General features: G+C 67.0%; 30 protein-coding genes and 1 pseudogene. 19 read left to right on the top strand and 12 right to left on the bottom strand.

Features of this window, described 5'->3' with window-relative positions:
- Window positions 1-18: 18 nt before the first annotated feature.
- Window positions 19-555 carry a peptide deformylase gene (gene def / locus ABD727_RS08790; protein WP_344707025.1) on the top strand — a complete coding sequence of 179 codons (537 nt, stop codon included), beginning with the start codon at window positions 19-21 and terminating at the stop codon, window positions 553-555.
- A 54-nt stretch (window positions 556-609) separates the two neighbouring features.
- On the opposite strand, the gene purF is transcribed toward def, so the two are convergent.
- Window positions 610-2,061, bottom strand: coding sequence for an amidophosphoribosyltransferase (purF, locus tag ABD727_RS08785; protein ID WP_344707024.1), 1,452 nt, complete (start codon window positions 2,059-2,061; stop codon window positions 610-612).
- A 143-nt stretch (window positions 2,062-2,204) separates the two neighbouring features.
- Here purF and ABD727_RS08780 point away from each other — a divergent pair, with 143 nt between their 5' ends.
- The 7 genes from ABD727_RS08780 (at window position 2,205) to msrB (ending at window position 7,818) form a co-directional block, all read left to right on the top strand.
- Window positions 2,205-2,624: a hypothetical protein gene (locus ABD727_RS08780; RefSeq protein ID WP_344707023.1), complete on the top strand. Its 420-nt coding sequence runs from the start codon at window positions 2,205-2,207 to the stop codon at window positions 2,622-2,624.
- Between the two features lie 71 nt (window positions 2,625-2,695).
- Window positions 2,696-4,492 carry an acyl-CoA dehydrogenase C-terminal domain-containing protein gene (locus ABD727_RS08775; protein ID WP_344707022.1) on the top strand — a complete coding sequence of 599 codons (1,797 nt, stop codon included), beginning with the start codon at window positions 2,696-2,698 and terminating at the stop codon, window positions 4,490-4,492.
- 59 nt (window positions 4,493-4,551) lie between these two features.
- A complete protein-coding gene (locus ABD727_RS08770; protein WP_344707021.1) occupies window positions 4,552-5,061 on the top strand; it encodes a sigma-70 family RNA polymerase sigma factor in 510 nt (169 codons plus the stop codon).
- Window positions 5,058-5,774, top strand: a complete 717-nt coding sequence (locus ABD727_RS08765; RefSeq protein WP_344707020.1) for an anti-sigma factor — start codon at window positions 5,058-5,060, stop codon at window positions 5,772-5,774. The genes ABD727_RS08770 and ABD727_RS08765 overlap by 4 nt, the downstream gene beginning before the upstream one ends.
- Window positions 5,775-5,913: 139 nt before the next feature.
- Window positions 5,914-6,429 (top strand): fasciclin domain-containing protein, encoded by a 516-nt coding sequence (locus ABD727_RS08760; RefSeq protein ID WP_344708056.1) that lies wholly within the window; start codon window positions 5,914-5,916, stop codon window positions 6,427-6,429.
- A gap of 100 nt (window positions 6,430-6,529) precedes the next feature.
- The gene (locus ABD727_RS08755; RefSeq protein ID WP_344707019.1) at window positions 6,530-7,345 is read left to right on the top strand and encodes an outer membrane protein; all 816 of its coding nucleotides are present in this window, start codon (window positions 6,530-6,532) and stop codon (window positions 7,343-7,345) included.
- 11 nt (window positions 7,346-7,356) lie between these two features.
- Window positions 7,357-7,818 carry a peptide-methionine (R)-S-oxide reductase MsrB gene (msrB, locus tag ABD727_RS08750; RefSeq protein ID WP_425566778.1) on the top strand — a complete coding sequence of 154 codons (462 nt, stop codon included), beginning with the start codon at window positions 7,357-7,359 and terminating at the stop codon, window positions 7,816-7,818.
- On the opposite strand, the gene thpR is transcribed toward msrB, so the two are convergent.
- Genes thpR through ABD727_RS08725 form a run of 5 tightly spaced genes read right to left on the bottom strand, consistent with a single transcriptional unit; the run spans window position 7,803 to window position 10,660 of the window.
- Entirely contained in the window at window positions 7,803-8,333 is a 531-nt protein-coding gene (gene thpR / locus ABD727_RS08745) for an RNA 2',3'-cyclic phosphodiesterase (protein WP_344707018.1), read from the bottom strand. The two genes, msrB and thpR, sit on opposite strands and share 16 nt — an antisense overlap.
- Before the next feature lie 6 nt (window positions 8,334-8,339).
- Complete coding sequence (locus tag ABD727_RS08740; RefSeq protein WP_344707017.1) at window positions 8,340-8,714, bottom strand: potassium channel family protein; 375 nt, start codon at window positions 8,712-8,714, stop codon at window positions 8,340-8,342.
- Window positions 8,715-8,718: 4 nt separating this feature from the next.
- Window positions 8,719-9,861, bottom strand: coding sequence for a glutathionylspermidine synthase family protein (locus tag ABD727_RS08735; RefSeq protein ID WP_344707016.1), 1,143 nt, complete (start codon window positions 9,859-9,861; stop codon window positions 8,719-8,721).
- Window positions 9,861-10,247, bottom strand: a complete 387-nt coding sequence (locus tag ABD727_RS08730) for a hypothetical protein (RefSeq protein WP_344707014.1) — start codon at window positions 10,245-10,247, stop codon at window positions 9,861-9,863. Before ABD727_RS08730 ends, ABD727_RS08735 begins: the two co-directional genes overlap by 1 nt.
- 5 nt (window positions 10,248-10,252) lie before the next feature.
- Window positions 10,253-10,660, bottom strand: coding sequence for a DUF350 domain-containing protein (locus ABD727_RS08725; RefSeq protein WP_344707013.1), 408 nt, complete (start codon window positions 10,658-10,660; stop codon window positions 10,253-10,255).
- 201 nt (window positions 10,661-10,861) lie between these two features.
- On the opposite strand from ABD727_RS08725, the gene ABD727_RS08720 reads away from it, so the two are divergent.
- From ABD727_RS08720 to ABD727_RS08710, 3 genes are all read left to right on the top strand, one after another.
- Entirely contained in the window at window positions 10,862-11,590 is a 729-nt protein-coding gene (locus ABD727_RS08720) for a Bax inhibitor-1/YccA family protein (protein ID WP_344707012.1), read from the top strand.
- Between the two features lie 135 nt (window positions 11,591-11,725).
- On the top strand, window positions 11,726-12,532 hold the full coding sequence (locus ABD727_RS08715; RefSeq protein ID WP_344707011.1) for a hypothetical protein: 807 nt from the start codon (window positions 11,726-11,728) through the stop codon (window positions 12,530-12,532).
- Window positions 12,533-12,581: 49 nt separating this feature from the next.
- Window positions 12,582-13,268 (top strand): hypothetical protein, encoded by a 687-nt coding sequence (locus tag ABD727_RS08710; RefSeq protein WP_344707010.1) that lies wholly within the window; start codon window positions 12,582-12,584, stop codon window positions 13,266-13,268.
- Here the strand turns inward: ABD727_RS08710 and ABD727_RS08705 are convergent.
- From ABD727_RS08705 to ABD727_RS08695, 3 genes are all read right to left on the bottom strand, one after another.
- Window positions 13,265-14,122: a dienelactone hydrolase family protein gene (locus ABD727_RS08705; protein WP_344707009.1), complete on the bottom strand. Its 858-nt coding sequence runs from the start codon at window positions 14,120-14,122 to the stop codon at window positions 13,265-13,267. The two genes, ABD727_RS08710 and ABD727_RS08705, sit on opposite strands and share 4 nt — an antisense overlap.
- A gap of 112 nt (window positions 14,123-14,234) precedes the next feature.
- Window positions 14,235-14,864, bottom strand: coding sequence for a glutathione S-transferase family protein (locus ABD727_RS08700; RefSeq protein ID WP_344707008.1), 630 nt, complete (start codon window positions 14,862-14,864; stop codon window positions 14,235-14,237).
- Window positions 14,865-14,958: 94 nt separating this feature from the next.
- On the bottom strand, window positions 14,959-16,659 hold the full coding sequence (locus ABD727_RS08695; protein ID WP_344707007.1) for a M28 family metallopeptidase: 1,701 nt from the start codon (window positions 16,657-16,659) through the stop codon (window positions 14,959-14,961).
- 135 nt (window positions 16,660-16,794) lie between these two features.
- Between ABD727_RS08695 and ABD727_RS08690 the strand changes: the two genes are divergently transcribed.
- Together ABD727_RS08690 and ABD727_RS08685 are read left to right on the top strand one after the other, a co-directional pair.
- Window positions 16,795-17,649, top strand: coding sequence for an ATP-grasp fold amidoligase family protein (locus ABD727_RS08690; protein ID WP_344707006.1), 855 nt, complete (start codon window positions 16,795-16,797; stop codon window positions 17,647-17,649).
- A gap of 51 nt (window positions 17,650-17,700) precedes the next feature.
- On the top strand, window positions 17,701-18,177 hold the full coding sequence (locus tag ABD727_RS08685; protein ID WP_344707005.1) for a hypothetical protein: 477 nt from the start codon (window positions 17,701-17,703) through the stop codon (window positions 18,175-18,177).
- A 2-nt stretch (window positions 18,178-18,179) separates the two neighbouring features.
- Here the strand turns inward: ABD727_RS08685 and ABD727_RS08680 are convergent, their stop codons facing one another.
- The 3 genes from ABD727_RS08680 to ABD727_RS08670 all read right to left on the bottom strand — a co-directional run bounded on the left by ABD727_RS08680 (window position 18,180) and on the right by ABD727_RS08670 (window position 22,346).
- The gene (locus tag ABD727_RS08680; protein ID WP_425566777.1) at window positions 18,180-19,505 is read right to left on the bottom strand and encodes an SLC13 family permease; all 1,326 of its coding nucleotides are present in this window, start codon (window positions 19,503-19,505) and stop codon (window positions 18,180-18,182) included.
- Window positions 19,506-19,655: 150 nt separating this feature from the next.
- Entirely contained in the window at window positions 19,656-22,043 is a 2,388-nt protein-coding gene (clpA, locus tag ABD727_RS08675) for an ATP-dependent Clp protease ATP-binding subunit ClpA (protein WP_344707004.1), read from the bottom strand.
- A gap of 108 nt (window positions 22,044-22,151) precedes the next feature.
- Window positions 22,152-22,346, bottom strand: coding sequence for a DUF1192 domain-containing protein (locus ABD727_RS08670; protein WP_344707003.1), 195 nt, complete (start codon window positions 22,344-22,346; stop codon window positions 22,152-22,154).
- 132 nt (window positions 22,347-22,478) lie between these two features.
- Here ABD727_RS08670 and ABD727_RS08665 point away from each other — a divergent pair, with 132 nt between their 5' ends.
- From ABD727_RS08665 to ABD727_RS08640, 6 genes and pseudogenes are all read left to right on the top strand, one after another.
- Complete coding sequence (locus ABD727_RS08665) at window positions 22,479-23,471, top strand: NAD(P)H-quinone oxidoreductase (RefSeq protein WP_344707002.1); 993 nt, start codon at window positions 22,479-22,481, stop codon at window positions 23,469-23,471.
- A gap of 132 nt (window positions 23,472-23,603) precedes the next feature.
- Entirely contained in the window at window positions 23,604-24,293 is a 690-nt protein-coding gene (locus tag ABD727_RS08660) for a cell cycle transcriptional regulator TrcR (protein ID WP_344708053.1), read from the top strand.
- Window positions 24,294-24,375: 82 nt separating this feature from the next.
- On the top strand, window positions 24,376-24,615 hold the full coding sequence (locus ABD727_RS08655) for an exodeoxyribonuclease VII small subunit (RefSeq protein ID WP_344707001.1): 240 nt from the start codon (window positions 24,376-24,378) through the stop codon (window positions 24,613-24,615).
- The gene (locus tag ABD727_RS08650; RefSeq protein ID WP_344707000.1) at window positions 24,612-25,520 is read left to right on the top strand and encodes a polyprenyl synthetase family protein; all 909 of its coding nucleotides are present in this window, start codon (window positions 24,612-24,614) and stop codon (window positions 25,518-25,520) included. Before ABD727_RS08655 ends, ABD727_RS08650 begins: the two co-directional genes overlap by 4 nt.
- 1 nt (window position 25,521) lies before the next feature.
- Window positions 25,522-26,028 carry a pantetheine-phosphate adenylyltransferase gene (gene coaD / locus ABD727_RS08645; protein ID WP_344706999.1) on the top strand — a complete coding sequence of 169 codons (507 nt, stop codon included), beginning with the start codon at window positions 25,522-25,524 and terminating at the stop codon, window positions 26,026-26,028.
- Window positions 26,029-26,051: 23 nt separating this feature from the next.
- Window positions 26,052-26,585 (top strand): annotated as a pseudogene (locus tag ABD727_RS08640) (peptidylprolyl isomerase); the annotation flags it as partial.
- Window positions 26,586-26,634 lie beyond the last annotated feature (49 nt).

Genomic DNA, 26,634 nt, shown 5'->3' with positions numbered 1-26,634 from the left:
GCCTAAGTGGGCGCCATCATGGCCATCCTCCCCATCGTCTGCATTCCCGATCCGATCCTGCGCGAGACCTCGACCCCGGTCGAGGCGTTCGACACCGATTTGAAGACCCTCATCGCCGACATGTTCGAGACGATGTACGACGCGCCCGGCATCGGGCTAGCCGCGGTGCAGGTGGGCGTGCCCAGGCGGCTGCTGGTGATCGACCTCCAGGAAGAGGAGGATGCGGAGGGCAAGCCGGTCAAGGATCCGCGCGTCTTCATCAATCCCGAGATCCTCGAGGAGAGCGACAGCTTCGTCCCCTACAAGGAGGGCTGCCTGTCGATCCCGGAGCAATATGCCGAGGTGATGCGACCCGACCGGGTGCGCGCCAAGTGGCAGGACGCCGAGGGCGGTTGGCAGGAAGAGGAGATCACCGGGCTGCTCGCGGTCTGCCTCCAGCACGAGATCGACCACCTCAACGGCGTTCTGTTCATCGACCACCTGACCCGGCTGAAGCGCGACATGCTGCTCAAGAAGCTGGCGAAGGGACGCAAGGAAGGCACGATCGCGGCCTAAGGCCGGCTTCCAACGTCGTTGGTCCTGCGCTCAAGGGCAGCGAGGGTTGGACGTTCAGCCCACCGCGGCTAGCTTGAGCCCGCTCTCCTCGGCCTTCTTCTCGGTCAGGTCGGTCAGGCGGGTCGGATAGTCGCCGGTGAAGCAGGCGTCGCAGCGCTGCGGTGTGGCGGCATCGCGCTGGTCGCCGAGAGCGCGGTAGAGCCCGTCGATCGAAATGAAGGCGAGGCTGTCGGCGTTGATGTACTTGGCCATCGCCTCGACATCCATCTGCGCGGCGAGGAGCTTGGCGCGCTCGGGCGTGTCGACCCCGTAGAAGCAGCTGTGACGGGTCGGCGGGCTGGCGATCCGCATGTGGACCTCGCGCGCGCCGGCATCGCGCATCATCTGCACAATCTTCACGCTGGTGGTGCCGCGAACGATCGAATCGTCGATGAGTACGATGCGCTTGCCCTTGATCAGCGCGCTGTTGGCGTTGTGCTTGAGCTTGACGCCGAGATGCCGGACATCCTGGCTCGGCTGGATGAAGGTTCGCCCGACGTAGTGAGAGCGGATGATCCCGAGCTCGAACGGGATGCCGCTTTCCTGGGCGTAGCCGATCGCTGCGGGAACGCCGCTGTCGGGCACCGGCACGACGATGTCGGCGTCGACCCCCGACTCGCGGGCGAGCACGGCGCCGATGTTCTTGCGCGACTCGTAGACCGATGTGCCGTCGACCACGCTGTCGGGGCGCGAGAAATAGACATGCTCGAAGATGCAGGGGCGGGGCGAGGCGGCGGCGAAGGGGCGGAAGCTGCGGATGCCCTCGGCATTGACCAGCACCATCTCGCCGGCGCCGACATCGCGTTCGTAGCGGGCGCCGATGACGTCGAGCGCGACGGTCTCCGAGGCGAACACGATCTTGTCGCCGATCCGGCCCATGACCAGCGGACGGATGCCGAGCGGGTCGCGGCAGGCGATCAGCCCCTGCTCGGTGAGGACGACGAGCGAATAGGCGCCTTCGACCTGGTTCAGCGCATCGACCAATTTGTCGATCATCGAGCTGTAGGTGGAGGTGGCGACGAGGTGGATGATGACCTCGGTGTCGCTGGTCGACTGGAAGATGGAGCCGCGGCGGTTGAGCGTTCGGCGGAGCTTCATCGCATTGGACAGATTGCCGTTGTGCGCGACCGCGAAGCCGCCCTCGGCAAGCTCGGCGAACAACGGCTGGACGTTGCGCATCGCGCTAGAACCGGTGGTTGAATAGCGGACGTGGCCGATCGCGGTCCGGCCGGGCAGCGCGCGGATCACCTCGTCCTTGTCGAAGTTGCCGGCGACATGGCCGTTGGCGCGGTGCGAGTGGAAGGCGGTGCCATCCATCGAGGTAATCCCGGCCGCTTCCTGGCCGCGATGCTGGAGCGCGTGGAGGCCGAGGGCGACGAAGCTCGCCGCATTGTCGGCGTTCCACACGCCGAAGATGCCGCACTCCTCGCGGAGCTTGTCGTCGTCGAAGGGGTTGGTGGTCAGCATGCCGCGCGGCTCCTCTGGCTGGGCGGGCATATAGGGGCGGGGGGTCGGTTTGTCGCCCCCGCTATTCCGTCGACCCGCGAGGAAGAAGGCACCTTCACGCCTTCGGCGTTGCCAGACGGGAAGGAGTCGCTACCGTCGCACCGATGCGCCTACTTCCCCTTCTGCTGCTCTTACCCATGGCGGCCTGCCGGCAGGAGGAGGCTGCTCCGGCCGCGGAGACCGTGCCGGACGCGGCCGCTGCCGAGGTCTATGCATCGGGTCCGCGCGATCGGCTGTGCCTGAAGCCTGGCGAGCAGCGCGCGGGGATCATTACCTTCGCAAAGACGGGCGACTCCAATTGCTCCGTGCGCGGGTCCATCACGAACCCGCAGGCGATCCGTCCCGACGGCGACACCACCTGCGCAATCCTTTACAATCGCGACGGCGACACGCTGACCCTGCTTACCGGCGATAACAGCTGCGCCTATTATTGCGGGCCGGGCGCAAGCCTCGAGGGCAAGACCTTCGTCCGCATGGACAATCCCATGCCGGTCACCGACATCGCCGGAGACCCGCTTTGCTGACAATTTTGTTGATTAGCTGCCGCTCGCCCACCTAGAGCAACCTGCGACATGCTTTTTCCGGAGACGCCTCGATGCCCGTCTACACCGCTCCCGTCCGCGACACGCGCTACGTCCTCGACCACATCGTCCAGATGCAGAACTTCGGCAACCTGCCGGGCTTCGCCGATGCGACGCCCGACCTCGTCGAAGCGATCCTGACCGAGGGCGCGCGCTTCACCCAGGAAGTGCTGCTCCCGCTCAACCGGGTTGGCGACGAGGAAGGCTGCACTCGGCACGAGGATGGTTCGGTCAGCACCCCAACCGGTTTCAAGGACGCCTACAAGCAGTTCTGCGAGCTCGGTTTCACCAGCCTCGCGGCGCCGACCGAATTTGGCGGGCAGGGGCTTCCCCACGTGCTTGCGACCGCGATGAGCGAATATGTGCTCTCGGCGAACCAGAGCTTCGAGATGTACCATGGCCTGACCGCGGGCGCGATCGCCTCGCTGCTGGTCAAGGGCAGCCCCGAGCAGCAGCAGATGTACGTGCCCAAGATGGTCTCGGGCGAGTGGACCGGCACCATGAACCTGACCGAGCCGCATTGCGGGACCGACCTCGGGCTACTCAAGACCAAGGCCGAGCCGCAAGGCGACGGAAGCTACAAGATCTCGGGCACCAAGATCTTCATCTCGTCGGGCGAGCACGACATGAGCGAGAACATCATCCACCTGGTGCTCGCCAAGATCGCCGGCGCGCCCGACAATGTGAAGGGAATCAGCCTGTTCGTGGTGCCCAAGTTCCTCGTCAACGAGGACGGCACGCCGGGTGAGCGGAACAGCCTCGCCTGCGGATCGATTGAGCACAAGATGGGCATTCACGGCAACTCGACCTGCGTGATGAACTATGACGGTGCGACCGGATGGCTGGTCGGCGAGCCGGAGAAGGGCCTCGCCGCCATGTTCATCATGATGAACGCCGCGCGCCTCGGGGTCGGGCTGCAGGGCCTCGCGCAGGGCGAGATCGCCTACCAGAATGCGGTCGCCTATGCGAAGGACCGCCGCCAGGGCCGCGCGATCAATCCCGCGATGCGCGAGGAAGGCGTCAAGGCCGACAACCTCTTCGTCCACCCCGACGTTCGTCGAATGCTGCTCGAGGCCAAGGCCTTCAACGAGGCGGCGCGCGCGCTGATCCTGTGGGGTTCGCTCCAGGTCGACCTGTCCCGCAAGGGCGCGACCGAGGAAGAGCGCCAGCGCGCCGACGACATCATCAGCCTGCTGACCCCCGTCATCAAGGGCTACCTCACCGACAAGGGCTTCGAAGCCGCGGTCAACATGCAGCAGGTGTTCGGTGGACACGGCTACATCCGCGAATGGGGCATGGAGCAGTTCGTCCGCGATGCCCGTATCGCCCAGATCTACGAGGGCACCAACGGCATCCAGGCGATGGACCTTGTCGGCCGCAAGCTCGCGCAGAACGGCGGTCGCGGCGTCCGGCTGCTGTTCGAGACCGTCGCTGCCGACATCGCCGAGGCGCGCAAGAACGGCGACCCGGCGGGGGTCGCCGATCCGCTCGAGAAGGCACTCGGCCACCTCCAGGCCTCGACCATGTGGCTGGCGCAGAACGGGATGCAGGATCCCAATCACGCCGGCGCCGGAGCGGTGCCCTACATGCACCTGATGGGCCTGGTGACGCTCGGCTGGATGTGGCTCAAGATGGCCGACGTTTCGGCGCGGCTCGAGAATGAGGCGGGCGAGGATGCCGCCTTCCACCAGACCAAGCTTGCGACCGCGCGCTTCTACGCCCAGCGCGAACTGCCCAAGGCGAGCGCCTATCGCGGGCAGATCGAGGCCGGGGCGGACAGCCTCATGGCACTGGCCGAAGAGGCTTTCTGAGCCGAGCTTCCGCCCAGGATCCAGCCGGGATCGAGGCGCTCCGCCAGGCGCTCGCCAATGTGGCGAGCGGCGACCGGGACGCGCTCCATCTGCTGATGGATCGAACGGGCGCGAAGCTGTTCGCCATCTGCCTCCGTATCTTGGGAGACGAGGCGGAAGCGGAGGATGCAGTGCAGGAGGTGTTCGTCAGCGTCTGGCATCGCGCCGGCAGCTTCGACGCGACCAGGGCAAGTCCGATCAGCTGGCTGTCGGCGATCGCGCGCAATCGGGCAATCGACCGGCTGCGCTCGTCGCGGCGGGTCCGCGAAAGTGCGTCCATCGAGGCTGCGGCCCATGTTGCCGACGACCGTCCGGACCCTCATGCGCTTGCCCTCGCGGGTGACGAGGCGCGCCGGCTCTACCTATGCATGGACGGGCTTGAGGATCGCCAGCGCGGCGCCATCCGCTCGGCCTTCTTCGAGGGCCTGAGCTATCCCGAACTGGCGGAGCGGACCTCGGTACCGCTGGGAACGATGAAGAGCTGGATCCGCCGTGGTCTCCAGCAACTCAAGGCCTGCCTCGACGGATGAGCGAGCGCGATCTCCTTGCCGGCGAATATGCGCTGAGGCTGCTGAACGGCGAGGAACTGCTCGCCGCACGCCGGTTGCTGGCCGAGGATCCCGACTTCGCGGCGGCAGTCGCCGAGTGGGAAGAGCGTTTCGCACCGCTGGCCGGCGAGCTTCCGGAGCAAGCGCTGCCCGCGGATATGTGGGCGCGGATCGAAGCGGCGATCGCAGGCGGCGCGAACGAGCCCGTCTCACTCAATCTCCGGCGCAAGCTGCGCCGCTGGCAGGGTCTCACCGGCTTGTCGACGGCGGCGGCCGTGGCAGCCAGCCTCGCGCTGTTCCTCGTCGTCCGCTCCGAGCCGCCGGCGGTACCGGTGCCCGCGCCGGTCGAGCGGGTTTCCGCCCCGGTGCTGGTGGCGTCGGTCGCGACCGAACAGTCCGGCAGCCTGGCGGTGACCTACGTCCCCGACCGCGGCGACCTGCTGGTCGTCCCGGCCGCGCTCGAGGTACCCAGCGGTCGGTCGCGCCAGTTGTGGCTGATTCCAGAGGGTGGGACGCCGATCTCGCTCGGCCTCGTGGCCGAAGGCGACAGCGGGCCGCGCCGGATCGCTGCGGTGACGGCACGCCAGTTCGCACGCGGCGCCACGATCGCAATCTCCGACGAGCCGGAGGGCGGCTCGCCGACCGGGCAGCCGACCGGCACCGTGCTCGGCACCGGAGTGCTCCAGCAGGGATGATTTTCGTCCCCACTGCATCCGCTCGGTTCATCGCTCCGTAACTTACCCTGATCGCCAGAATGGCGGCAGACAGGGAGTGACCATGAACAGCTTCAAGATGCTTCTTCTTGCGGGGGCCGCAGCCTCGCTCGGAGCCTGCATGACCATGGACGGACAGGCGGCCACCTCGGCCGACGTCGTCACGGTCGGCGGCGCGCCGATGTACGCCAACAAGACCATTGTCGAGAATGCGGTGAACTCGGCCGACCACACCACGCTGGTCGCCGCGGTCAAGGCCGCCGGGCTGGTCGACACGCTGAACGGCGCAGGTCCGTTCACTGTTTTCGCGCCGACCAACGCGGCTTTCGCAGCGCTTCCGGCGGGCACCGTCGACACGCTTCTTCGCCCCGAGAACAAGGCGATGCTCACCAGCGTGCTGACCTACCATGTGGTGCCCGGCCGGCTGACCGCCGCCGACCTCATGTCGCAGATCCGCGCCGGCGGCGGGATGGCGATGCTGACCACCGTCCAGGGCGGCATGCTGCATGCGCGTATGGACGGCAATCGGATCGTGATCGTCGATGCCAAGGGCGGGGTCGCGACCGTGACCCAGGCCGACGTGCTGCAGTCGAACGGCGTGATCCACGTCACCAACAAGGTCTCTCTTCCCGGCTAAGCCGGGACACCGGGCCGGCTCGTCCTGTCGCTCTCTCCGGGGCGGGTCGGTCCTTTGAGCTTCCATCGCGAGAGAGAATTTTCCGAGAGAGGAAATTTCCATGCACAAGATCATCACTGGCGGCCTGCTCGCCGCTGCCTTTGCCGCCACCCCAGCCGCGGCCCAGACCGCCGACTGGAGCGGCTTCCACGTCGGGGCGCGCGCCGGCATCTCCAATGCCCGCAACGGCAATGAGCGGATCGAATTCGACAACAACCTCGATGGCTCGTTCGGCGACACGGTGAACACCGCGGCCGGCGCCAACGCCTTCTCGCCCGGCTTCTGCAACGGCGCGGCACTCGGCGCGACCCCTGCGCAGGGCTGCCGCAAGGACAAGGAGAAGGGCGACTATGCGCTGATGGCCGGCTACGACCAGCAGTTCGGCAATGTGGTCGTCGGCGTCGTCGGCGAGATCGGCCGTTCGTCGGCCCGCGACAGCGTCACCGCCTACAGCACCACCCCGGCCTTCTACACGATGACCCGCCGGATCAAGAACAGCGCCGCGATCCGTGCCCGCGTCGGCCTCGCGCTCGGCGACACACTGCCCTACGTCACCGCGGGTGTCGCAAGCGCCAAGATCCGGCACGACTTCGCTACCAGCAACGCGGTGAACACCTTCACCGAGCGCGGTGACGACGACCGGTCGACGGGCTTCCGCTACGGCGCCGGTGTCGAGCAGCGCTTCGGCAACATCGCCGTCGGCCTGCTTTATCTGGGTACGCGCTACAGCGACAATGACTATCGCGTCCGTGCCAGCGGGCCGGCCCCGGCGACCAACCCGTTCATTCTCAGCAATGCCGGCGGGACCGACTTCCGGCGCAGCGATGACCGGTTCATGATCCATAGCCTAAGCCTGACCGCAGGCCTTCGGTTCTAGGAGCAAGCAAGATGGAAGAACGTCGGACGATCCTGCGAATGGGTTTCGCGCTGGCGCTTCTTCCGCTTGCGGGCGGGGTCTCGGCCCAGGCCTTCAAGCTCGACGATCGCGAGTGGCGGCGGCGCCTGTCGCCCGCCGCCTATCGCGTGCTTCGGCAGGCGGGGACCGAGCGACCGTTCAGCTCGCCGCTTGACCATGAGAAGAGGGTCGGAATCTACCGCTGCGCGGGTTGCGGGCAGCCGCTGTTCCGCTCGACTGCGAAATTCGACAGCGGGACCGGCTGGCCGAGCTTCTTCGCGCCTTTCGACGGCGCGGTCGATCTGCGTACCGAGAGCGGCTTCATGGCCCGGACCGAGGTCCGTTGCCGCCGCTGCCTCGGCCATCTCGGCCACGTCTTCGACGATGGTCCCAAGCCCACCGGCAAGCGCTACTGCATGAACGGGGTCGCGCTGCGCTTTCAGCCGGCAAAGTAACTGGCGACGGTCTTGTAGAAGGGGCCGTGGCGACCAAGACGGCTTTCGACGAGGTTGAAGCGATCCACCGTCCATGGCGCGGAGCGGAGCCCGCCGTGGCGCTCTAGGAACGGGCCGAGAAGAGGCTCGGCACCATTCCAGCGGGCCAGGGTGATGTGCGGGTGGAAGGCACGGTGCTCGGCGGCCAGGCCGCATGCCTGAACGAGACGTTCGATCCTCGCCGCCAGCGCGGCGACCGGCTCGCGCGGAGCGATCCCGCACCACAAGGCCCCGCCACGGCGCTGCGCGAAGCGGCCGACTCCGGATAGCGCGATCTCGAATGGCTGGAAGGTGAGGGTGGCGAGCGCTCGGGCGAGGTCCTCGGCGATTGGCCGCTCGACCTCACCGACAAAGCGCAGGGTGAGGTGAAGCTGCTCCGCCTCCTGCCAGCGCAGCGGTGCACCGTCGTCCATGAGGTCGAGCAGCACGTCCGCGACAGACTCGGGGACGGGGAGGGCGACGAACAGGCGGTGCATGACCGCTCAACGCTTCTCGATGCGCTCCAGCCGCTCCTCGAGCCTTGAGAGGGTCGCGAGGATCCGCTCCTGCTCGTCATGGGTGAACTCGTGCCGGTCCTCGTTCAGCCGCTCGATTAGGCGAACGACGATCAGCGGCGCGATGACGAAGATGCTGGCGTGCATCAGCGCGACCGAGACAATCATCCCGCCCAGCGTCTTGGCCGAGATGTCGCCATAGCCGGTCGACGTGGCGGTGGTCGCCGCCCAGTAGAGGCTGTCGAGGAAGGGTCGGCCCTCGAACCAGGCGAAGAGGGTCGCCGACACCAGCAGGAGACCGACGTAGAGCGCGGCCACTTCCTTGAGCGTGTCGGTGGCGGCGCGGAGCTTGATCACGGCCATCGGGTCAGCCCTCGATAATGTGGGGCACGAAGCGGGCCTCGTCGCCGGTGATCCGTCCGCCCTCGCGGATGCCGAGACCGGCTGCCTCCCCGCCGACGGTCCAGACGCCAAGCACCGGATAGGCGCCGTCGAACTCGGGCAAGTCGTAGAGCTGCTGGTAGATCACGGGTGACGTGTAAGGGCCGTCGGTCCGGCCGGTCTCGCGGCCGTCCTCGCTGATCACGATGTTGGCGCCTTCGCGGGCAAGGATCGGCTTGGCGACGTGCCGCGAGCCGACGCTCACCGGGTCCCAGCTGGCGGGTAGAAGATTGGGGTGCTTCGGTTCCAGTTCGGACAGGAGGGGCAGGATCGCCTTGTTCGACCATAGCATCTTCCAAATCGGCTCGAGCCAGAGGGTCGCGTCCATCCGACGGACGATTTCCCGGCCATAGTCCTCGGCGACAATCCATTCCCACGGATAGAGCTTGAAGATGGCGGTGATGAGATAGTCCTCGTCGTCGACGATCCGCCCTTCGCCGTCGATCCCGATGCGGTCGATGAGGACCCCGCGGGTCTCGAGACCCGCCTGCTCGGCGAGGTCGCGCATGTAGGTGGCGGTGAGCGTGTCCTCGTGCAGCTCGTCGCCGTAGTGGGTGACCCACAGCCGTTGCCCCGGAAGGTCGCGGGCCATGTAGCGCCAGCGATCGATGAGCTTGTCGTGGAGCGAGGTGAACTGGTCGTTGGCGGGGAAGACCTCTTCCTTCCACTGCCATTGCACGACGCCGCATTCGAGCATCGCGGTCGGCGTGTCGCAATTATACTCGAACAGCTTGGGCTCGCCCTTGCCGTCCCAGCCGAAGTCGAAGCGGCCGTAGTCGAGCGCCGGCCGGTCGCGCTTCCACTCGGCGAGGAGCGGATCGATACACCAGTCGGGAATGCCGAAGCGGGCGAGCTTCTCGGGTCGCTTGGCGAGATGGTCGCCGGCCTCGAGGAACAGCTCGTGGCAGCGCTCGGCGGCGCGTTCGAGGGTTTCGATCTCCTTCAGCGTGAAGACGTAGCAGCCGCTTTCGTCCCAATAGGGCTTGCCGTCCTGGGTGTGCCAGACGAGCCCCTGTTCCTCGACGATCCGCTGCCAGCCCTCGCGTGGACGCAGCCTGCGCTTGTCCATCAGCCGCCGCGGCCGAAGCTGCGCCCGCTGCTGCCGAGGCCGCCGCGCGAGATGGCGGAGGAGCGCGACATGTTGACGGAGGAGGGCGCGCGATTGACCGCCCCGCCAAGCGGCGTGGGGCTGAGATAGCGCGCGTATTTCGCGCCGCGGACATTGTCGTAGTAATAAGGGATCGGACTACCGGCACGCAGGTAGAGGAAGCTGCTGCGATGGCCGCTGCCGTAGCGCCCTTCGCAATAGTCGTCGTCGATGCGGTTGCTCCACTCGTCGACGCAGATCCGGGTGTTGTTGGCCGCGACGACCTCACGGGCGCCGTTGCTGGAGCACCCCGACAGTCCGGTGAGGGCTGCGGCGAGCGTAGCGGTGAGGGTGAGCTTGCGATCCATCGCGCTCACGGAACCATGCAGGCGGCCTGGAGCAGGCCGATGCCGAGACCCATTCCGCCGACGAAGACGCCGCTCGAGGTGCAGCCGTCGCTGATCCGGGCCGAGATGCCGCGGAACAGCAGCCGGGCGATGACCACGAAGACCAGCAACTGGACGACCGCCGCGACCACGCCCCACATCAGCATGTCGGGAATGCTGACGCTGTTGCCGATGATGGTGGCGACCGGAAGCGCGAAGCCGAGGAAGGTGCCGGTCAGCTGGAGCGCGGCGGCACTGTTGCCGTTGCGGATGAGGTCCAGCTCCCGGTGCGGGGTCAGCTGGACGTAGATGGTGAGAAAGGCCGCGGCGAGCAGCAGCGCCGCCCCGAAATAAGCCAGGAAATGCGGCAATGCCGCAGTGAAGTAGCCGAACAAGCTTAAGCCCCCTGTGTGTCGCTCGTCTGAGACACCATGACTAGCCGATCCGCGTGACCGCGCAAGTGCTTGCCCCGGCAGCTTCTACTCACATGTAAGTAGGTCGTTTCGCTTGCGATTATTTCTTGAAACCTTCGCCCCCCTCAACGATATATGGTCTCGTAGACGGGCTATCGGGCCCGCCGGACATGGAGCTTTGAGATGCAGAACTGGTCTGACCCGCAAGCGACCGCATCGCCGGCCGTCTCGGTCGGCGTGCCGCGCGCCGCCCGTGATGCGGGCCTGCGGTCCTACATGCTGGGTGTGTACAACACGATGGCGTCGGGCGTGCTGCTCACCGGCATCGTCGCGCTGGCGCTGGCCGCGACGGGCGTCGCCGCCTCGCTGTTCGCGCATCCGATCCTCCGCTGGGTCGCGCTGTTCGCGCCGCTGATCATGATCATGGTGATGGGCTTCAAGGCCCAGAACATGTCGGCGGCGGGCATGCGGACCTTCTTCTACGCCTTCGCCGCGGTGATGGGCGTGTCGATGTCGGTCATTCCGCTGATCTACAGCGGCACCAGCATCGCGACGACCTTCTTCGCGACCGCTGTCGCCTTCCTGTCGCTCAGCCTCTACGGCTACACGACCAAGAAGGACCTGTCGGGCCTCGGCACCTTCCTGATCATGGGCGTGGTCGGCCTGATCGTGGTGATGATCGCCAACATCTTCATCCAGTCGACTGCGCTCAGCATGGCGATCAGCGCCATCGGCGTGCTGCTGTTCGCGGGCCTGACCGCCTACGACACGCAGAAGATCAAGAGCGTCTACGCGCAGGTCGCCGGGTCGGACATGCTTGGCAAGGCCGTGATCATGGGCGCGCTGACGCTCTATCTCGACTTCATCAACATGTTCCAGTTCCTGCTGAGCTTCATGGGCAACCGCGACTGATCAGCGCACGGATCGGAAAAGAGATGGGCTCGGCGGGCAACCGTCGGGCCCTTTTTCTTGCGCCCGATCAATCAACGGGGCATGGTTGCGCGCACGCCGACTCTGGGGGGAGTCGCGGCAAGGCAGGGGGAAGACATGCCTTATCGACACGCGCACTGGTACATCTTGTCGCTCTTTCCGCTGGCCGCGGTGGCCTTCTGGCCGACCTATCTCGGGCAGTTCGGAACCGCTCCGTGGGAGCTTCATGCGCACGGCCTGACCGCGACCGCCTGGCTGCTGCTGCTGGCGCTTCAGAGCTGGACCATCCACCATGGCCAGCGGGCCACGCACCGCACCGTCGGCCCGGCCGTCCTGGCGCTGTTCCCGCTGTTCATGGCGGGCGGAGCCGGGATCTTCTTCGGCATGGCCGATCGCTACGCGGCAGGCGCGCCCTTCCAGGCGATGTGGGCGCCCGAGCTCGCCTGGTTCGACTTTGTCGGGGTCGCGATGGTGGCCTACTTCGTTTTCATGGGGCTGAAGCACCGCCGAAGCGTTCGCCTGCACTCGGGCTACCTGCTGGCGACGGCGATCGCGCTCTTGCCGCCGATCATCGGACGACTGAGCGGCATCCCGCTCGGCATCCGGGGGCCGGAGGACTTCGACAGGCTGCACGTCGGGTTCCAGGCGACCAACGTCCTGGTTGCCGCAATCGCCTTCCTGATCGCCTTCCGCCAGCGCAAGGATGGCCGTCCCTTCGTGCTCGCCGGCGCGGCGACCATCCTTTCCTCGATCTTGTTCGAGGTGCCCGGGCATACTCCTGGCTGGGAGCGCATCTACGCTTCGCTCGCCCCGCTGCCGAGTGAGCCGTTCATCCTCCTGGCGGGCATTGCCGGGGTGGGGATCGCGGCCGCCGGCTGGTTCGCGGGAAAGCGCCCGTCGCTGGGCGGAGCCTTGCCGGCCTGAGATCCCAGACGCGATGACCCATTCCACGCCGTAGCGCGTTGGCGGCGTCATGCGAGGACTGGATATCGGCAGCTGGCAGGGGCTTCTCTCGACCCTGCTCGGAATCGTGCTCATCACGCTGGTCGGTGTTGGAATCCGCTTGCTGCTGATGATGACCTGGCAGCAGCGTCGGGAGCGCGAGAACCGGCAGATCAACGAGCGACTGCGGACGCTGATCGCGGCCTACAAGACACTCGGTGGAAGCTTCACCGGCGACCTCAGCGTCGATCCGACCCACCTGCGGGATCTCCGTGCCGCCGGCCTCGTCGAAGGTGCCGGGGAAAGCGATCGTCCAGGCTCCGAGCGAGGCCGCCGGACGCGTGACGCGGTCGAGGCCGCACTCTCCGACATCATCCTGCTCGGCACCGACGACCAGGTCCGCCTTGCCGCGACCGCCGCGTCGGAACTCGCGTCGGGACGGCCGGTGCACACCGCCGAGCTGGTGACGAGCCTGCGCGACTTCATCCGCTCGGCGCTCGGCCTTGCCGCCATCCCCAACGATGTCGCCATTCCCCGCCAGGGACCGGCCCGGCCCAGCAGCGGCGGCGGGGGCGGAGGCCGGAATGGCGGGCGCGGCGAGGGCGGCGGCGGTGGAGGACGTGGCGGCGGCGGAATGGCCGCGGGCATGGGCATGGGCGGGCTCGGGCTCGGGCTTGGAGCCCGCCACGGTGATGCCGACGAAGAGCCTCGCGCCTAGCCGAGGTTGCGCTTGAAGAAGCGCAGCGTGCGCTGCCAGCTCAGTTCGGCCGCTGCCTTGTCGTAGCGCTCGGCCGAGGTGTCGTTGTGGAAGGCGTGATTGACGCCGTCGTAGAGCTGGAAGGTCACCGGCTTGTTCGCCGCGCGGAGCGCCTCGACCCACGGAAAGGCGCTGCGGTTCACCCGCTCGTCGAGCCCGGCGCAGTGGATGAGCAGCGGTGCCGAGACCCGCGCCGCCTGGCTCGGGTCGGGGGCGGTGCCGTAATAGGGCACTCCCGCGTCGAGGTCGCTGCCCGCGTCGACCGCCAGGCGGTTCACGTAAGCGCCGCCCCAGCAGAAGCCGACCGCGCCGACCTTTCCGCCGCGACTGCTCTTGGCGAGCTCGCGGAGCATGGCGACACCCGCCTGGCTGGCCTGCGCGAGGTCGAGCTTGCCGATCAGGTCGCGGGCCTGGTCCTCATTTGCGGGCGTGCCGCCGAGCGGCGTCAGGAAGTCGGGCGCGACCGCGCGATAGCCGGCGACGCCCAGCCGCCGGGCGACGTCGCGGACATAGCCGTTGAGGCCGCGGTTCTCATGAACCACGATGACCGTCGGCTTGAGGCTGCGGCTGCGCGGTTCGGCGACATAGGCCTTGGTACCGGCGATCGTCTGCTCGCGCATGGTCAGCCGGCGATCGTTCTCGGGCACGATGGCCGCGGCGGCGGGCGAGGCAGCAATGCTTCCGATCAGCGCTTCGGCAGCGGCCACGCTTCCAGCCAGCGCCACCATCCGGGTCATGAAGGTCCGGCGCGGCATGCCCTCGTGGGTGAAGGCGTCGTAGAGGGCGATGGCTTGGGTCTTGAGGTCTTCGGTCATCGTCGGTCATCCTCCACGGCTCGGCCGCCCGGGGGTGGGGCGGTCCGCATCGCCATGCCGGCAGAAGACCAGAAGCGGGACCCCGGCTCAAGGCCGGGGTGACGATCAATTGTCAGGAAGCGTCGGTCTTCATCGCTTCGGCGGCTTCGGTGTCGATCTGCTTGGCGCGGCGGTACGCCTCCCGGTCGGTGCAGCGGGCGACATAGGCCTTGAGGAGCGGAGTGCCCTCGATCATCCCGAACGTCATCATGAAGCCGAGTTGCGAGGCGACATAAAGATCGGCGGCGGTAAAGCGGTCCCCGCAGGCATAGTCGCGGCCGGTCAGCATCGTCTCGAGCGCGGCGAAGGTGCGGGCCTCGCTGCCGTGGCCGAACATCGCCTGCTTGTCGGCGGGCGGATCATATTGGATCGCCTTGAGGCTGAAGGTCATCTCGAGCGGACCCGAGGCGAAGAAGAGGAAGCGGTAATAGTCCGCCCGATCGGTCAGCGCCGGAGCAAGCCCGGCTTCGGGAAAAGCATCGGCGAGATAAGCGCAGATCGCCGCCACTTCGGTCACCACCGTGCCGCGGTGGCGGATGGCGGGGACCTTCATCATCGGGTTGATCGACTTGTAGGGCTCGGCCGTCATCGAGCCGCCATAGGTCAGGATCTCGGTCTCGTACGGGACGCCGACCTCTTCCAGCATCCAGCGGATGATCTGCCCGCGCGACTGCGGATTGGTGTAGAAGGTGAGATCGGTCACGGCGCTTCCCCTTGCCAGAACAAAAGACGAACAAGCGGTAGCCTCCGCGCCTCCTTCCTCAAGCCTGAAGAAGGAGGCCCGTCAGCGCGTTCGGTCAGCCCCGCTCGCCGGCGCCTACGGCAGCACCGGCGGCCGGTGCGCCCGGCCGTTCGCCGGCGGTGGCGTCGCGGGCACCGCGGAATTCGCTGTCCTGGCTCCAGTTCGGCCAGGCGGTCGAGTTGGCGAGGTCGCGTCCGACGCGGTGCAGAAGCTGGGCATCCTGGACGAGACCGGTAAGGTTCCAGCTCGAGTCATATTCGTCGTCGGGCTGGTGGTAGCGCTTGGCGGTATATTCCTCCTCGAGCGCCGCGCCCCGGGCCCGTCCGCCGGTGACCAGGTCCTGGCCCTCGCCGAAGCTGATCGCGGGCACGCCGCGCTTGGCGAAGGGGAAGTGGTCGGAGCGGAAGAAGTAGCCGGCCTCGACCTTGGCGTCGGGCGTGTAGCTGCGGCCCTGGCGACGGCCCTCGGCGATCAGCATGTCGAGCAGCCCGACCTTGGCGGTGCCCGAGATGGTGAAGTCGCGGGTCGGCCCGTGAATCGAGCCGCCGTCGGTATTGAGCACGCCCGCGGTCTTCGACAGCGCGTAGAGCGGGTTCGAGACATAATATTCGGAGCCGAGGAGGCCCTTCTCCTCGGCCGCGACAAACAGGAAGACGAGGCTCCGGTCGGTCCGCGGCTCCCTTGCGAAAGCGCGCGCCTGTTCGAGCACGTGGGCGGTGCCGGTCGCATTGTCGAGTGCGCCATTGTAGATGTTGTCGCCATTGGCGTCCGGCTGGCCGATGCCGAGATGATCGTGGTGCGCGGTGTAGATGACGGTCTCGTCGGGGCGGGTCTTGCCGGGCAGGATGCCCACCACATTGTAGCTGGTAATGACCTTGGCGGCGGCGTTGCCGGTGGCGCTGAAGCGGACCGGAAGGTCCATCAGGCGGAAGTCGCGGCGGCGCGCGGCGGCCTTGGCCTGCGCCAGGCTCATGCCCGCCGAGGCGAAGATCTTCGCCGCCGTCGCGCTGGTCACCCAGCTTTCCATCAGCGGGTGCGAGGCCGCGGGGTTCTGTCGGACGACGTCGAACATGGTATTGGTGTTCGAATTCTTGACGGTGGCCCAGCCATAGGAAGCGGGCGCGTCCTCGTGGACGATCATCACGCCGGCCGCGCCGAGCTTGGCCGCCTGCTCATATTTGTAGGTCCAGCGGCCGTAGTAGGTCATCGCCTTTCCGCCGAAGTCGGGGCCGCCATCGGTGATCGCGCCCTCGAAGTCGGGGTCGTTGATGAAGACGGCGAGGATCTTGCCGCGGACATCGACGCCCTTGAAGTCGTCCCACTGCCGCTCGGGCGCCTGGACCCCGTAGCCGGCGAATACCAGCGGGACATTGTCGAGGCGGAGCTGGCTGGCGCCGGTGAGCGGGGCGCGGACCGCGATGTCGGTGCCCTGTGCAAGCCGACCGGCCGCGCTTCCCCCCTGCAGCGTCAGCACCGGATCGCCGCTCCAGCTCGACTGGAGCAAGGGCACGCGCTGGGTCCATTGGCGCTTGCCGTCCGCGACCTCGCCGCCGGGCTGGACGCCTGCTGCGGTCAGTTGCCGGACGAGATAGGCGACCGTCTTGGTCTCTCCCTCGGTCGCGGGACCGCGCCCGGCGAAGCTGTCGTCCGAGAGGGTCTTGATGTCCTGCGTCAGGCGCGGGATCGAGAAATTCTGTGCGATCGCAGGCGCGGTGGCGAGCGTGGTGGCGGCGAGCAGAACGAACGGACGGATCACAGGCAAGGCTCCGCAAAGAGAATGGTAGTGCAGTCATGCGCTGGGAGGGCGCCACTGCAAAGTGCTTTCGGTTTCTTCGGAGCATCGGACCGGAGGCGGAACCAACCTGCCCGTTCCGGAGCTTGCCCTTCAATGGTGAGCTTTCCCGCACCCCCGACCGCCGTCGGAAGCAGCGCGCTGCGTGTTCAATTGACCTACTGGTGGCGGCACCGCCGGCTCGCCAGGTTGAGCGCGCCGCGGCTGTTCACCGAATGGGTGCAGCATCGCAAGCTCAACGACCGCGACCCACGGCTTCCAATCCTGGCGGACAAGGTGCTGGTCAAGGACTGGGTCGCGGAGCGGCTCGGGCCGGAGTGGATCACGCCGACGCTGTGGGCCGGGAAAGTGATGCCGACGCGTCCGGATTGGCCCTTGCCGGTGATCGTCAAGTCTCGCCACGGCTGCAACCAGAACATGGTGGTCCGCTCGCTGGCCGATCACCGCGAAGCCGTGCGCCGCGCGCGCAGATGGGCCGGACGGCCCTATGGCGCTTGGCTCGACGAATGGCTCTACGGCGAGATCACGCGGGGGGTCATCGTCGAGCCCTTCATCGGCACCGGCGAAGCGCTGCCGATCGACTACAAGATCTTCGTCTTCGCCGGCGTCGCCCGCTTCGTGCAGGTCCATCTCGGCCGTGGGGAGCAGCATCGCTGGATCGTGTTCGACCGGGCCTGGAAGCGGGTGTCGCTGCCGACCGACGATCCCGATCCCGTCATGCCGGAGTCGCTTGAGCGGATGCTTGCCGCGGCGGAGGAACTCGGCCGCGAATTCCCGTTCGTTCGGGTCGACTTCTACGAGATCGACGGCGCGCCCCGCTTCGGGGAGCTGACCTTCTATCCGGGCAGCGGTCTCGAACCGATCCAGCCGATGCGGCTCGACCTGCTGATGGGGCTGCTGTGGACCGCGGCGGCGGCGGACTGGCTCGAGCGCGGGATGCTAGTGCACGCTTGACGGCTCAATCCGAGGGTGTATTGTGGCAGCAACACACCGGAGGGCCGTTCCATGAAGTCGCTGCTGTCGATCCTTGCCGCACCCCTGCTGCTCACGGCCTGCGATGCCGAGGTCAGGACGCCGGCGAACGGCGACGAGAAGGTCGCACTGAGCGCGGATGCCAATGGCAGCGTCAAGTTCGACATGCCGTTCGCCAAGGGTAACCTAAAGCTGCCCAACGCGATGATGGCGAGCGGCGACTTCGACATCGATGGAGTCACGCTGCCAAAGGGAAGCCGGATGACCGGCTTCAACCTCAATGCCGGTGACGGCAACGAGGCGAGGGTCGACATGAGCTTCATCGCACCCGCGCCTCCGGCCGAGACCGGCCGCTACTTCCTCGCGTCGTTCAAGGACAAGGGGATGCAGGCGGCGATGTCGGGCGGTGCCATCAAGGGCAAGACCAAGGACGGCTCGCCCTTCGTCATGCGCCTCGTGCCGAATGGAAGCGGGACCCGCGGGACGATCGAGCTGAGCACCAAGAGCTAGAATCAGAAGGGGAAGACGATCAGGATCGCCGCGATGGCAGTGATCCAGGTCACGAGGTTGAGCGGCAACCCGACGCGCAGGAAGTCGAGGTAGCGGTAGCGGCCCATCTGATAGACCAGCGCGTTGGTCTGGTAGCCGAAGGGCGTCGCGAAGGCGGCGCTTCCGGCCATCATCACCGCCACCAGAAAGGGGCGGGGACTGACCTGAAGTGCCTCGCCCATGCTGACCGCGATGGGCGTGAACAGCACCGCCACCGTCGCATTCGACAGGATCTCGGTCGCGAGAAGCACGACGCCATAGATGAGGATGAGCGCAAGGAGCGGGCTTAGCTGCTCGAGGTTGCCGACCAGCAACTCGGTCATCTGCTCGGCAAGGCCCGAGGTTCGAAGCGCGATGCCGAGCACCAGCATTCCGGCGATGAGCATCAGCACGTCGGGCCTAAGCCCGCTATAGGCCTCGTCCGCGGTGATGACCCGGAGCAGGATGAGGAGCACGGCGCCAGCGAAGGCAGCGGCGGCGATTGGCACGATCCCCCACGCGGACAGCGCGATCACGCCAATGAATACTGCGAGCGAAACGAGCGCGCGAAGGGGGCGGAGCGTTCGCTGAGTGGCGAAGGCGCGCGGGTCGCCGATCTGCCCGCCCGCCATGGTTGTCCCGCCGAGGCCGGTAGGGGCGCTCACCTCCTCGCCGGGTCGCTCCGACGTGTCGATCAGCTTGCCGCTGAACAGCAGGAGGTAGAGCCCGCCGGCAAGCGCGACGGCGAGGCCGACCGGGGTGATCTCGAAGATGCCGAACTTCTGCTGGCCGGCGGCGCCCGCCATGTCGTTGACGAGGAGGTTGGTGGAGGTCCCGATGAGGGTGCAGCCGCCGCCGAGGATCGTCGCATAGGACAAAGGGATGAGGAAGCGCTTGGGCGAAAGACCGAGCGACTGGGCGGTGTCGCGCAGAACCGGCGCTGCGAGGACCACCATCGGCGTGTTGTTGAGGAAGGCCGAGAAGGTGCCGCACAGGCCGACGACGATCCACAAGCCGACCGCGCCGATCCGCCGGCATAGCGCGACCAGTCGGCGGATGCCGCTGTCGAGCAGGCCCGCAAGCTCCATCGCGTAGGCAATGACGAACAGCGAGGCGAGAGTGATGATCGCCGGGCTGGCGAAGGCGCTCTGCACCTGGATGGGGCGGACAACCCCGGTCAGCAGGAGGACCGCCGCTCCGGCGAGCGCGACCACGTCCGACCGCGCCTTGTCCCAGATGAGCGCGAAGACAACGGCTGCGAGCACGAGAAGCGTGATGATCCGCGGATCGACGATCGGAAGCGCGATCATCAGAGCGGAAGAGTTTCGCTCAGCGGCGGAGGTGAGGGTGGGTTCCTCAACGCGGAATGATGGTCGGCAACTCCGGGACGCATGTCCGATGAACGACCGGAAGGTAGGAAAGTGGCAGGCGGACGGACGTCACGCCTGCCACTTGGTAGATCATTCGGTCGTCGTCGGGCTTTCCGGCTGCTCACCCTCTTCGGGGTTCGCCTGCGGCGCCTCGCCGGCGCGAACGTCGCGGACCTTGACCGACTTGGCCTTGACCTTGCCCTTCACCGCCTTGGCCGGAGCCGCGGGGGTGATCTCGAACACCGGGGCATTGTCCTTGAGCCGTACCTTGACCTCTCCGCCGTGGACCAGCTTGCCGAAGAGCAGTTCCTCGGCGAGCGGCTGCTTGATCTTCTCCTGGACCAGGCGACCCATCGGACGCGCGCCGTAGAGCTTGTCATAGCCCTTGGCGGTGAGCCACTCGCGAGCCTCGTCGTCCAGTTCGATGTGGACGCCGCGATCCGCCAGCTGGAGCTCGAGCTGGAGGATGAACTTGTCCACCACCCGCGCGACCACCGCCGGCGGCAGGTAACCGAACGGCACCACCGCATCGAGGCGGTTGCGGAATTCGGGCGTGAACATCTTGCGGATCGCGTCTTCCTGCACGTCCTCGCGGCTCGACGCCCCGAAGCCGATGCTCTCACGCGCCATGTCCGACGCACCGGCGTTGGTGGTCATGATCAGGATCGTGTTGCGGAAGTCGACGGTCTTGCCGTGGTGATCGGTCAGCTTGCCGTTGTCCATCACCTGCAGGAGGATGTTGAACAGGTCCGGGTGCGCCTTCTCGATCTCGTCAAGCAAGAGCACGCTGTGCGGCTGCTGGTCGACCGCGTCGGTCAGGAGACCGCCCTGGTCGTAGCCGACATAGCCCGGAGGCGCGCCAATCAGCCGGCTGACCGAGTGCCGCTCCATATATTCCGACATGTCGAAGCGCTGCAGCGGGATGCCGAGGATCGACGCCAGCTGGCGCGCCACCTCGGTCTTGCCGACGCCGGTCGGCCCCGAGAAGAGGTAGTTGCCGATCGGCTTGTCGGGATCGCGAAGGCCGGCGCGGCTGAGCTTGATCGCCGAGGCGAGCCGCTCGACCGCGAGGTCCTGCCCGAACACGACGCGCTTGAGGTCCGCTTCCAGGTGCTGGAGCGTCTTCTTGTCGTCGGTCGACACGCTCTTCGGCGGGATCCGGGCCATGGTCGCCACGACCTGCTCGACCTCCTTGGGCGTGATCACCTTCTTCCGCTTGGACGGCGGCACCAGCATCTGCATCGCGCCGACTTCGTCGATCACGTCGATCGCCTTGTCGGGCAGCTTGCGGTCATGGATGTAGCGCGCCGACAGCTCCACCGCCGACTTGATGGCATCGGGGGTGTAGCGGACCTGGTGATGCTGCTCGAACGAGGAGCGAAGCCCGGCGATGATCTTGATCGTGTCCTCGACCGTCGGCTCGTTGACGTCGATCTTCTGGAAGCGCCGGAGCAGTGCCCGATCCTTCTCGAAGTGGTTACGGAACTCCTTGTAAGTGGTCGAGCCGATGCAGCGGATCGCGCCGCTCGACAGCGCCGGCTTGAGGAGGTTGGACGCGTCCATCGCCCCGCCGCTGGTCGCGCCGGCACCGATGACGGTGTGGATCTCGTCGATGAACAGGATCGCGTCCGGCAGCTTCTCGAGCTCCGAGACGACCGACTTCAGCCGCTCCTCGAAGTCGCCGCGATAGCGCGTGCCGGCCAGAAGCGCGCCCATGTCGAGCGAGTAGATGACCGCCGGCTTGAGCACCTCGGGCACGTCGCCCTCGACGATCTTGCGCGCCAGGCCTTCTGCGATGGCCGTCTTCCCGACGCCCGGATCGCCCACGTAAAGCGGGTTGTTCTTGGACCGGCGGCAGAGGATCTGGACCGTCCGGTCGACCTCGGCCATGCGCCCGATCAGCGGATCGACCTTGCCGACCTTGGCCTTCTCATTGAGGTCGACGGTGAACTGCTTGAGGGCGGATTCCTTCTTGTCGCCGCCCTTGTCGCTCTTGGTCTCGACCGGCTGCTCGCCCGCAGCAGGAGTCTCGGCGCTCTCGCCCTTGCCAACCCCGTGGCTGATGTAGGTGACCGCATCGAGGCGGCTCATGTCCTGCTGCTGAAGGAAATAGACCGCGTAGCTCTCGCGCTCGGAGAAGAGGGCGACCAGCACGTTGGCGCCGGTGACCTCGTCACGGCCCGACGACTGGACGTGAAGGATGGCGCGCTGGACGACGCGCTGGAAGCCGCTGGTCGGGGTCGGGTCGGTACCGCTGTCGGCGACCAAGGCACCGAGCTCGCCGTCGAGATACTGCTTGACGGTAGCCTTCAGCTCGTCGCGGTTGACCCCGCAGGCGGTCATCACCTTGGACGCATGATTGTCGTCGATCAGCGCCATCAGCAGATGCTCGAGGGTCGCATATTCGTGGCGGCGGCGGCTCGCCTCCCCAAGCGCATTGTGGAGGGTCTGCTCGAGCTCGCGGGCGAAACTTGGCATTCGGGAACTCCTTAGGCGGGGACAGGACGCACCCGCTTTCCTTAACTTCTTATCTCGTGAGGCGTTGCGGCCGCTGCAAGGGCGGCGGAAAGGTCAGGATGGCCGCTGCTAGCGCTTGAACAGCGCATCGGCGGCGGAGCGGTGCTTCGTGACCGCGTCGATGTGGTGGCGAACCCGGGCGATCTCCGCCTCGAGGGCTTCGATCCGCCCGGTGAGCTCGTCGCGGCTCAGGGGGTCGAGGTCCTGACGGGCCAGCAGCACCAGGGGGTCATCCGGCTTGGACGAAAAGAAATCGTCATCCATGCCGACGAAGGTCGGACCTCAAATCCTCCAAGTCAACAAAGGCCTTCGCTGCTCGTCCGATTTTTGCTTCCCGCGAGCATAACAGCCCTTATGGCTAGGTAACGGGGCGATCGAGACAGCCGAAGGACACGCATGGACCTGCCTGACGTCATGACGGTAATCGAAATCAGGACGCCGGGTGGCCCAGAGGCACTCGTCCCCGGCACGAGACCGATCCCGAAGCCGGGCCCGGGCGAGGTGCTGGTCAAGGTCGCCGCCGCCGGGGTCAATCGGCCCGACGTGCTGCAGCGTCGCGGCTTCTACCCGCCCCCGCCGGGTGCCTCGGACATCCCTGGTCTCGAGATCGCAGGGCAGGTCGTCGCAGCGGGCGAGGGCGCGACCCACCTGATCGGGACCAACGTCTGTGCGCTCGTCGCCGGGGGCGGCTATGCCGAATATGCGCTGGCTCCGAGCGGAACCTGCCTTCCTGTTCCGGGAGGCCTCCCGCTCGAGCAAGCCGCAGCTCTGCCGGAGACCCTGTTTACGGTCTGGGTCAACCTGTTCGAGCGGGGCTTCGCCTCCGAGGGCGACTGGGCGCTGATCCATGGCGGGACCAGTGGCATCGGAACCATGGCAATCGCGCTTTGCCGGTTGTTCGGGATCAAGGCGATCGTGACCTGCGGGAGCGACGACAAGTGCGCCGCCGCGCGGGGGCTCGGAGCCACGGCGGCCATCAACTATCGCACGCAGGACTTCGTCGAGGAAGTGAAGGCGCTGACACGAGGGCGGGGCGTCGACATCTGTCTCGACATGGTCGGCGGCGACTATCTTCCCCGCAACCTGTCCTGCCTCGCCGATGACGGGCGCCATGTCTCGATCGCCACCCAGCGCGGTGCGACGTCCGAGCTCAACATCCTCGAGATCATGCGCAGGCGCCTGACGCTGACCGGATCGACCCTTCGCCCGCGTCCGACCGCCTTCAAAGCCGACGTCGCGGAGGAGCTTCGCCGGACGGTCTGGGGCTTCGTCGAGAGCGGGCAGCTGCGCCCGGTGATCGACCGCAGCTTCCCGCTGCGCGAAGCCGCCGCCGCCCATGCCCGGATGGAGGCGGGCGAGCATGTCGGCAAGATCGTGCTGACCTGCTGACAGTTCGTCTTGCCCTCGCGGGCGCATCGGCGTATCTGCCCGACCATGACGGCCGCTCCGCAAAGGGGCGGCCCTTTTTGTGTCCGGAGACTCTTCATGGCCCAGGCCCCCACCGTCACGGCGACGCCGCTCATGCCCCACGCGACCGCTGCCTGGCTGGTCGACAACAGCGCGCTGACCTTCGAGCAGATCGCCGAATTCTGCGGTCTTCACATCCTCGAGGTCCAGGCGATCGCCGACGACACGGCGGCCACCAAGCTGACCGGCCGCGACCCGCTTCGTTCGGGCGAGCTGACCCATGAGGAGATTGAGCGCGGCCAGGCCGATCCCGACTACCGCCTCAAGATGTTCAAGGCGCCCGAGGCGGTCACTCGCACCAAGGGTCCGCGCTACACGCCGGTCTCCAAGCGCCAGGACAAGCCGGACGGCATCGCCTGGATCATCAAGAACCATCCCGAGGTCTCGGATGGCGCGATCGGCAAGCTGATCGGCACCACTCGCACGACCATCGCCGCGATCCGCGATCGCAGCCACTGGAACATCGCCAACATCCAGGCGAAGGATCCGGTGACCCTCGGCCTGACGTCGCAGCGCGAACTCGACGCGGCGGTCGCCAAGGCCCAGAAGGCGGCGGGCATCGAGCAGGCCGATGACGGTCGTCTCGACACCGATCGCGCAAGCCTGATCGAGCAGCTCCGCGCCGAGCGCGAGCAGCATGCCCGCGACGCCGAGGCGGCAGCGCTCGACGCCCAGCGCGACGAGCATGGCCTGGCCCCGGGCGAGATCGTCCCCGGCATCGCCGACCCGTTCCGCAAGGCCTGAGCTCGATCCCTCGACTGCGCACTATGCGTAGTCGAGGGATGCTCTTGCTTGCTTCTCTCCATCGGCAGGCTAATTCCGTCCCATGGCCACTGCCCCCGAGAACATGACTTTCGAGGCCGCGCTTCAGCGGCTCGAGGAAATCGTCCGCCTGCTTGAGCGCGGCGAAGCCCCGCTCGACCAGTCGATCGACCTCTATCAGGAAGGCGACCGGCTGAAGCGGCTGTGCGAGGAGCGCCTCAAGTCGGCGCAGGCGCGGATCGACGCGATCGCGCTTGGTCCTGACGGCCAGCCCGCCGGCCTTCGTCCGTTCGAGGCGCAATGAGCGCTGCGACCGACGCCAGCGTGGATCTTCTCGGCGAAGCCCGGCGCATCGCCGAGGGCGTCGACCAGCTCTTCGAGGAAGCGCTCGCCAATCGCTGCGACGGCCGTGACCGGCTCTGCGCCGCGATGCGCCACGCGGGCATCGGCGGCGGCAAGCGTCTCCGTCCGCTGATGACCGTAGCCGCGGCGCAATTGTTCGGGATCGACGAATATCGCGCGCTTCGTGCCGGCGCCGCGATCGAGGCGATCCACGTCTACAGCCTGATCCACGACGACCTTCCCTGCATGGACGACGACGACCTTCGTCGGGGCAAGCCGACCGTCCACAAGGCGTTCGACGAAGCCACCGCGGTGCTCGCGGGCGACTGCTTCCATGCGCTGGCATTCGAGCTGCTCGCCGACGAGCGCACCCACGAGGATCCGTTCGTCCGCTCCGACCTGGTGGTCGAACTCGCCAAGGCTTCGGGGATCGACGGCATGGGCGGAGGTCAGGCGATGGACCTTGCGGCCGAAGGGCAGGAGCTCGACCTCAATGCCATCACCCGGCTTCAGCAGCTCAAGACCGGTGCGCTCATCGAATATGCGGTCGAGGCGGCGGTGATCATGGGGCGTGTCATGCCTGATGGCCGCGCTCGCTACCGGGGCTATGCCCGCAATGTCGGCCTCGCCTTCCAGATCGCGGACGACCTGCTCGACCACGAAGGCGACGAGCAGGCCGCGGGCAAGCGGCTGCAGAAGGATGCCGAGGCGGGCAAGGCGACCTTCGTCTCGCTGCTCGGCGTCGAACGGGCCCGCGCCCAGGCGCAGATGCTCGTCGACCAGGCGATCGAGCACCTCCATGGCCATGGCGAGGAGGCCGACCTGCTGCGCGCCATCGCCCGCTATGCCGTCGAGCGGGACCGCTAGGATGGAGCGCACCGCCGTCTATCCGGGGACGTTCGATCCGGTCACGCTCGGCCACCTCGACATCATCCAGCGCGGAAGCCGTTTGGTGGACCGGCTGGTCATCGGGGTCACGACCAATCCGTCCAAGACCCCGATGTTCACGACCGACGAGCGAATGGCGATGGTCAGGCGCGAGACCGCGCAACTGCCGAACATCGAGGTGGTCGAATTCGACAGCCTGCTGATGGACTTTGCCGAAGCGCAGGGCGCGACGATGATCCTGCGCGGGCTGCGTGCGGTCGCCGATTTCGAATACGAATATCAGATGGCGGGGATGAACCAGCAGCTGAACGACCGGATCGAGACCGTCTTCCTGATGGCCGACGTCTGCCTCCAGCCGATCGCGTCAAGGTTGGTGAAAGAAATCGCTCGCTATGGCGGGCAGATAGACAAGTTCGTGACGCCGGCCGTCGCCGCCGACGTGGCGGCACGGCTGGGGCATCAGCCGCAAGGGAAGCAGGGTACATGATCGTGAAGTTCGCGCTGCCATTCATGGCGCTGTTTGCCGCTGCGGCACCGGCGCAAGTGCAGGCGCCCGCGCCCGGGCTTCCGATCAACGCCCCCGCCGAGGTCGCCGCCGACCTCTCGAACCGGCTGATCATCGACCTGTCGAGCGGCGGCCAGGTCGTCGTCCAGATGCGCCCGGATGCGGCACCGCTGATGGTCGAGCGGGTCAAGACGCTGGTCCGCCAGGGCTTCTACAACGGCCTTCCGTTCCATCGGGTAATTCCGGGCTTCATGGCGCAGGGGGGCGACCCCAAGGGTGATGGCACCGGCGGCAGCCCGCTCCCGGACGTCAAGGCCGAGTTCAACACCCTTCCGCACCTGCGCGGCACCGTTGCTGCGGCACGCTCCAGCAATCCCGACAGCGCCAACAGCCAGTTCTACATCATGTTCGCGCCGCGCGTGTCGCTCGACAATAAGTATACCGTGTTCGGACGGGTATTGAGCGGCATGAACTTCGTCGACCAGATCGCCCCTGGCGAGCCGCCGGCCGAGCCGACGCGGATCGTCAAGGCAACGCTGGGCGGCTGATCGCCGCGACTCCCGTTTCTGTGGGCCCGTCGCTAAAGGC

Origin of the sequence: Sphingomonas swuensis, assembly GCF_039538045.1 — a bacterium.
GTDB classification, from domain to species: Bacteria; Pseudomonadota; Alphaproteobacteria; order Sphingomonadales; family Sphingomonadaceae; genus Sphingomicrobium; species Sphingomicrobium swuense.
The sequence above is the reverse complement of the archived record's forward strand: the minus strand, read 5'-3'. Positions and strand labels throughout refer to the sequence as shown.

Bases quoted from the DNA above. Each gene is read 5' to 3' on its own strand.
- def (WP_344707025.1), top strand. From the start codon at position 19: ATGGCCATCCTCCCCATCGTCTGCATTCCCGATCCGATCCTGCGCGAG.
- purF (WP_344707024.1), bottom strand. From the start codon at position 2,061: ATGCTGACCACCAACCCCTTCGACGACGACAAGCTCCGCGAGGAGTGC.
- ABD727_RS08780 (WP_344707023.1), top strand. From the start codon at position 2,205: ATGCGCCTACTTCCCCTTCTGCTGCTCTTACCCATGGCGGCCTGCCGG.
- ABD727_RS08775 (WP_344707022.1), top strand. From the start codon at position 2,696: ATGCCCGTCTACACCGCTCCCGTCCGCGACACGCGCTACGTCCTCGAC.
- ABD727_RS08765 (WP_344707020.1), top strand. From the start codon at position 5,058: ATGAGCGAGCGCGATCTCCTTGCCGGCGAATATGCGCTGAGGCTGCTG.
- ABD727_RS08760 (WP_344708056.1), top strand. From the start codon at position 5,914: ATGACCATGGACGGACAGGCGGCCACCTCGGCCGACGTCGTCACGGTC.
- ABD727_RS08755 (WP_344707019.1), top strand. From the start codon at position 6,530: ATGCACAAGATCATCACTGGCGGCCTGCTCGCCGCTGCCTTTGCCGCC.
- msrB (WP_425566778.1), top strand. From the start codon at position 7,357: ATGGAAGAACGTCGGACGATCCTGCGAATGGGTTTCGCGCTGGCGCTT.
- thpR (WP_344707018.1), bottom strand. From the start codon at position 8,333: ATGCACCGCCTGTTCGTCGCCCTCCCCGTCCCCGAGTCTGTCGCGGAC.
- ABD727_RS08740 (WP_344707017.1), bottom strand. From the start codon at position 8,714: ATGGCCGTGATCAAGCTCCGCGCCGCCACCGACACGCTCAAGGAAGTG.
- ABD727_RS08735 (WP_344707016.1), bottom strand. From the start codon at position 9,861: ATGGACAAGCGCAGGCTGCGTCCACGCGAGGGCTGGCAGCGGATCGTC.
- ABD727_RS08730 (WP_344707014.1), bottom strand. From the start codon at position 10,247: ATGGATCGCAAGCTCACCCTCACCGCTACGCTCGCCGCAGCCCTCACC.
- ABD727_RS08720 (WP_344707012.1), top strand. From the start codon at position 10,862: ATGCAGAACTGGTCTGACCCGCAAGCGACCGCATCGCCGGCCGTCTCG.
- ABD727_RS08715 (WP_344707011.1), top strand. From the start codon at position 11,726: ATGCCTTATCGACACGCGCACTGGTACATCTTGTCGCTCTTTCCGCTG.
- ABD727_RS08710 (WP_344707010.1), top strand. From the start codon at position 12,582: ATGCGAGGACTGGATATCGGCAGCTGGCAGGGGCTTCTCTCGACCCTG.
- ABD727_RS08705 (WP_344707009.1), bottom strand. From the start codon at position 14,122: ATGACCGAAGACCTCAAGACCCAAGCCATCGCCCTCTACGACGCCTTC.
- ABD727_RS08685 (WP_344707005.1), top strand. From the start codon at position 17,701: ATGAAGTCGCTGCTGTCGATCCTTGCCGCACCCCTGCTGCTCACGGCC.
- ABD727_RS08680 (WP_425566777.1), bottom strand. From the start codon at position 19,505: ATGATCGCGCTTCCGATCGTCGATCCGCGGATCATCACGCTTCTCGTG.
- clpA (WP_344707004.1), bottom strand. From the start codon at position 22,043: ATGCCAAGTTTCGCCCGCGAGCTCGAGCAGACCCTCCACAATGCGCTT.
- ABD727_RS08670 (WP_344707003.1), bottom strand. From the start codon at position 22,346: ATGGATGACGATTTCTTTTCGTCCAAGCCGGATGACCCCCTGGTGCTG.
- ABD727_RS08665 (WP_344707002.1), top strand. From the start codon at position 22,479: ATGGACCTGCCTGACGTCATGACGGTAATCGAAATCAGGACGCCGGGT.
- ABD727_RS08660 (WP_344708053.1), top strand. From the start codon at position 23,604: ATGCCCCACGCGACCGCTGCCTGGCTGGTCGACAACAGCGCGCTGACC.
- ABD727_RS08655 (WP_344707001.1), top strand. From the start codon at position 24,376: ATGGCCACTGCCCCCGAGAACATGACTTTCGAGGCCGCGCTTCAGCGG.
- ABD727_RS08650 (WP_344707000.1), top strand. From the start codon at position 24,612: ATGAGCGCTGCGACCGACGCCAGCGTGGATCTTCTCGGCGAAGCCCGG.
- coaD (WP_344706999.1), top strand. From the start codon at position 25,522: ATGGAGCGCACCGCCGTCTATCCGGGGACGTTCGATCCGGTCACGCTC.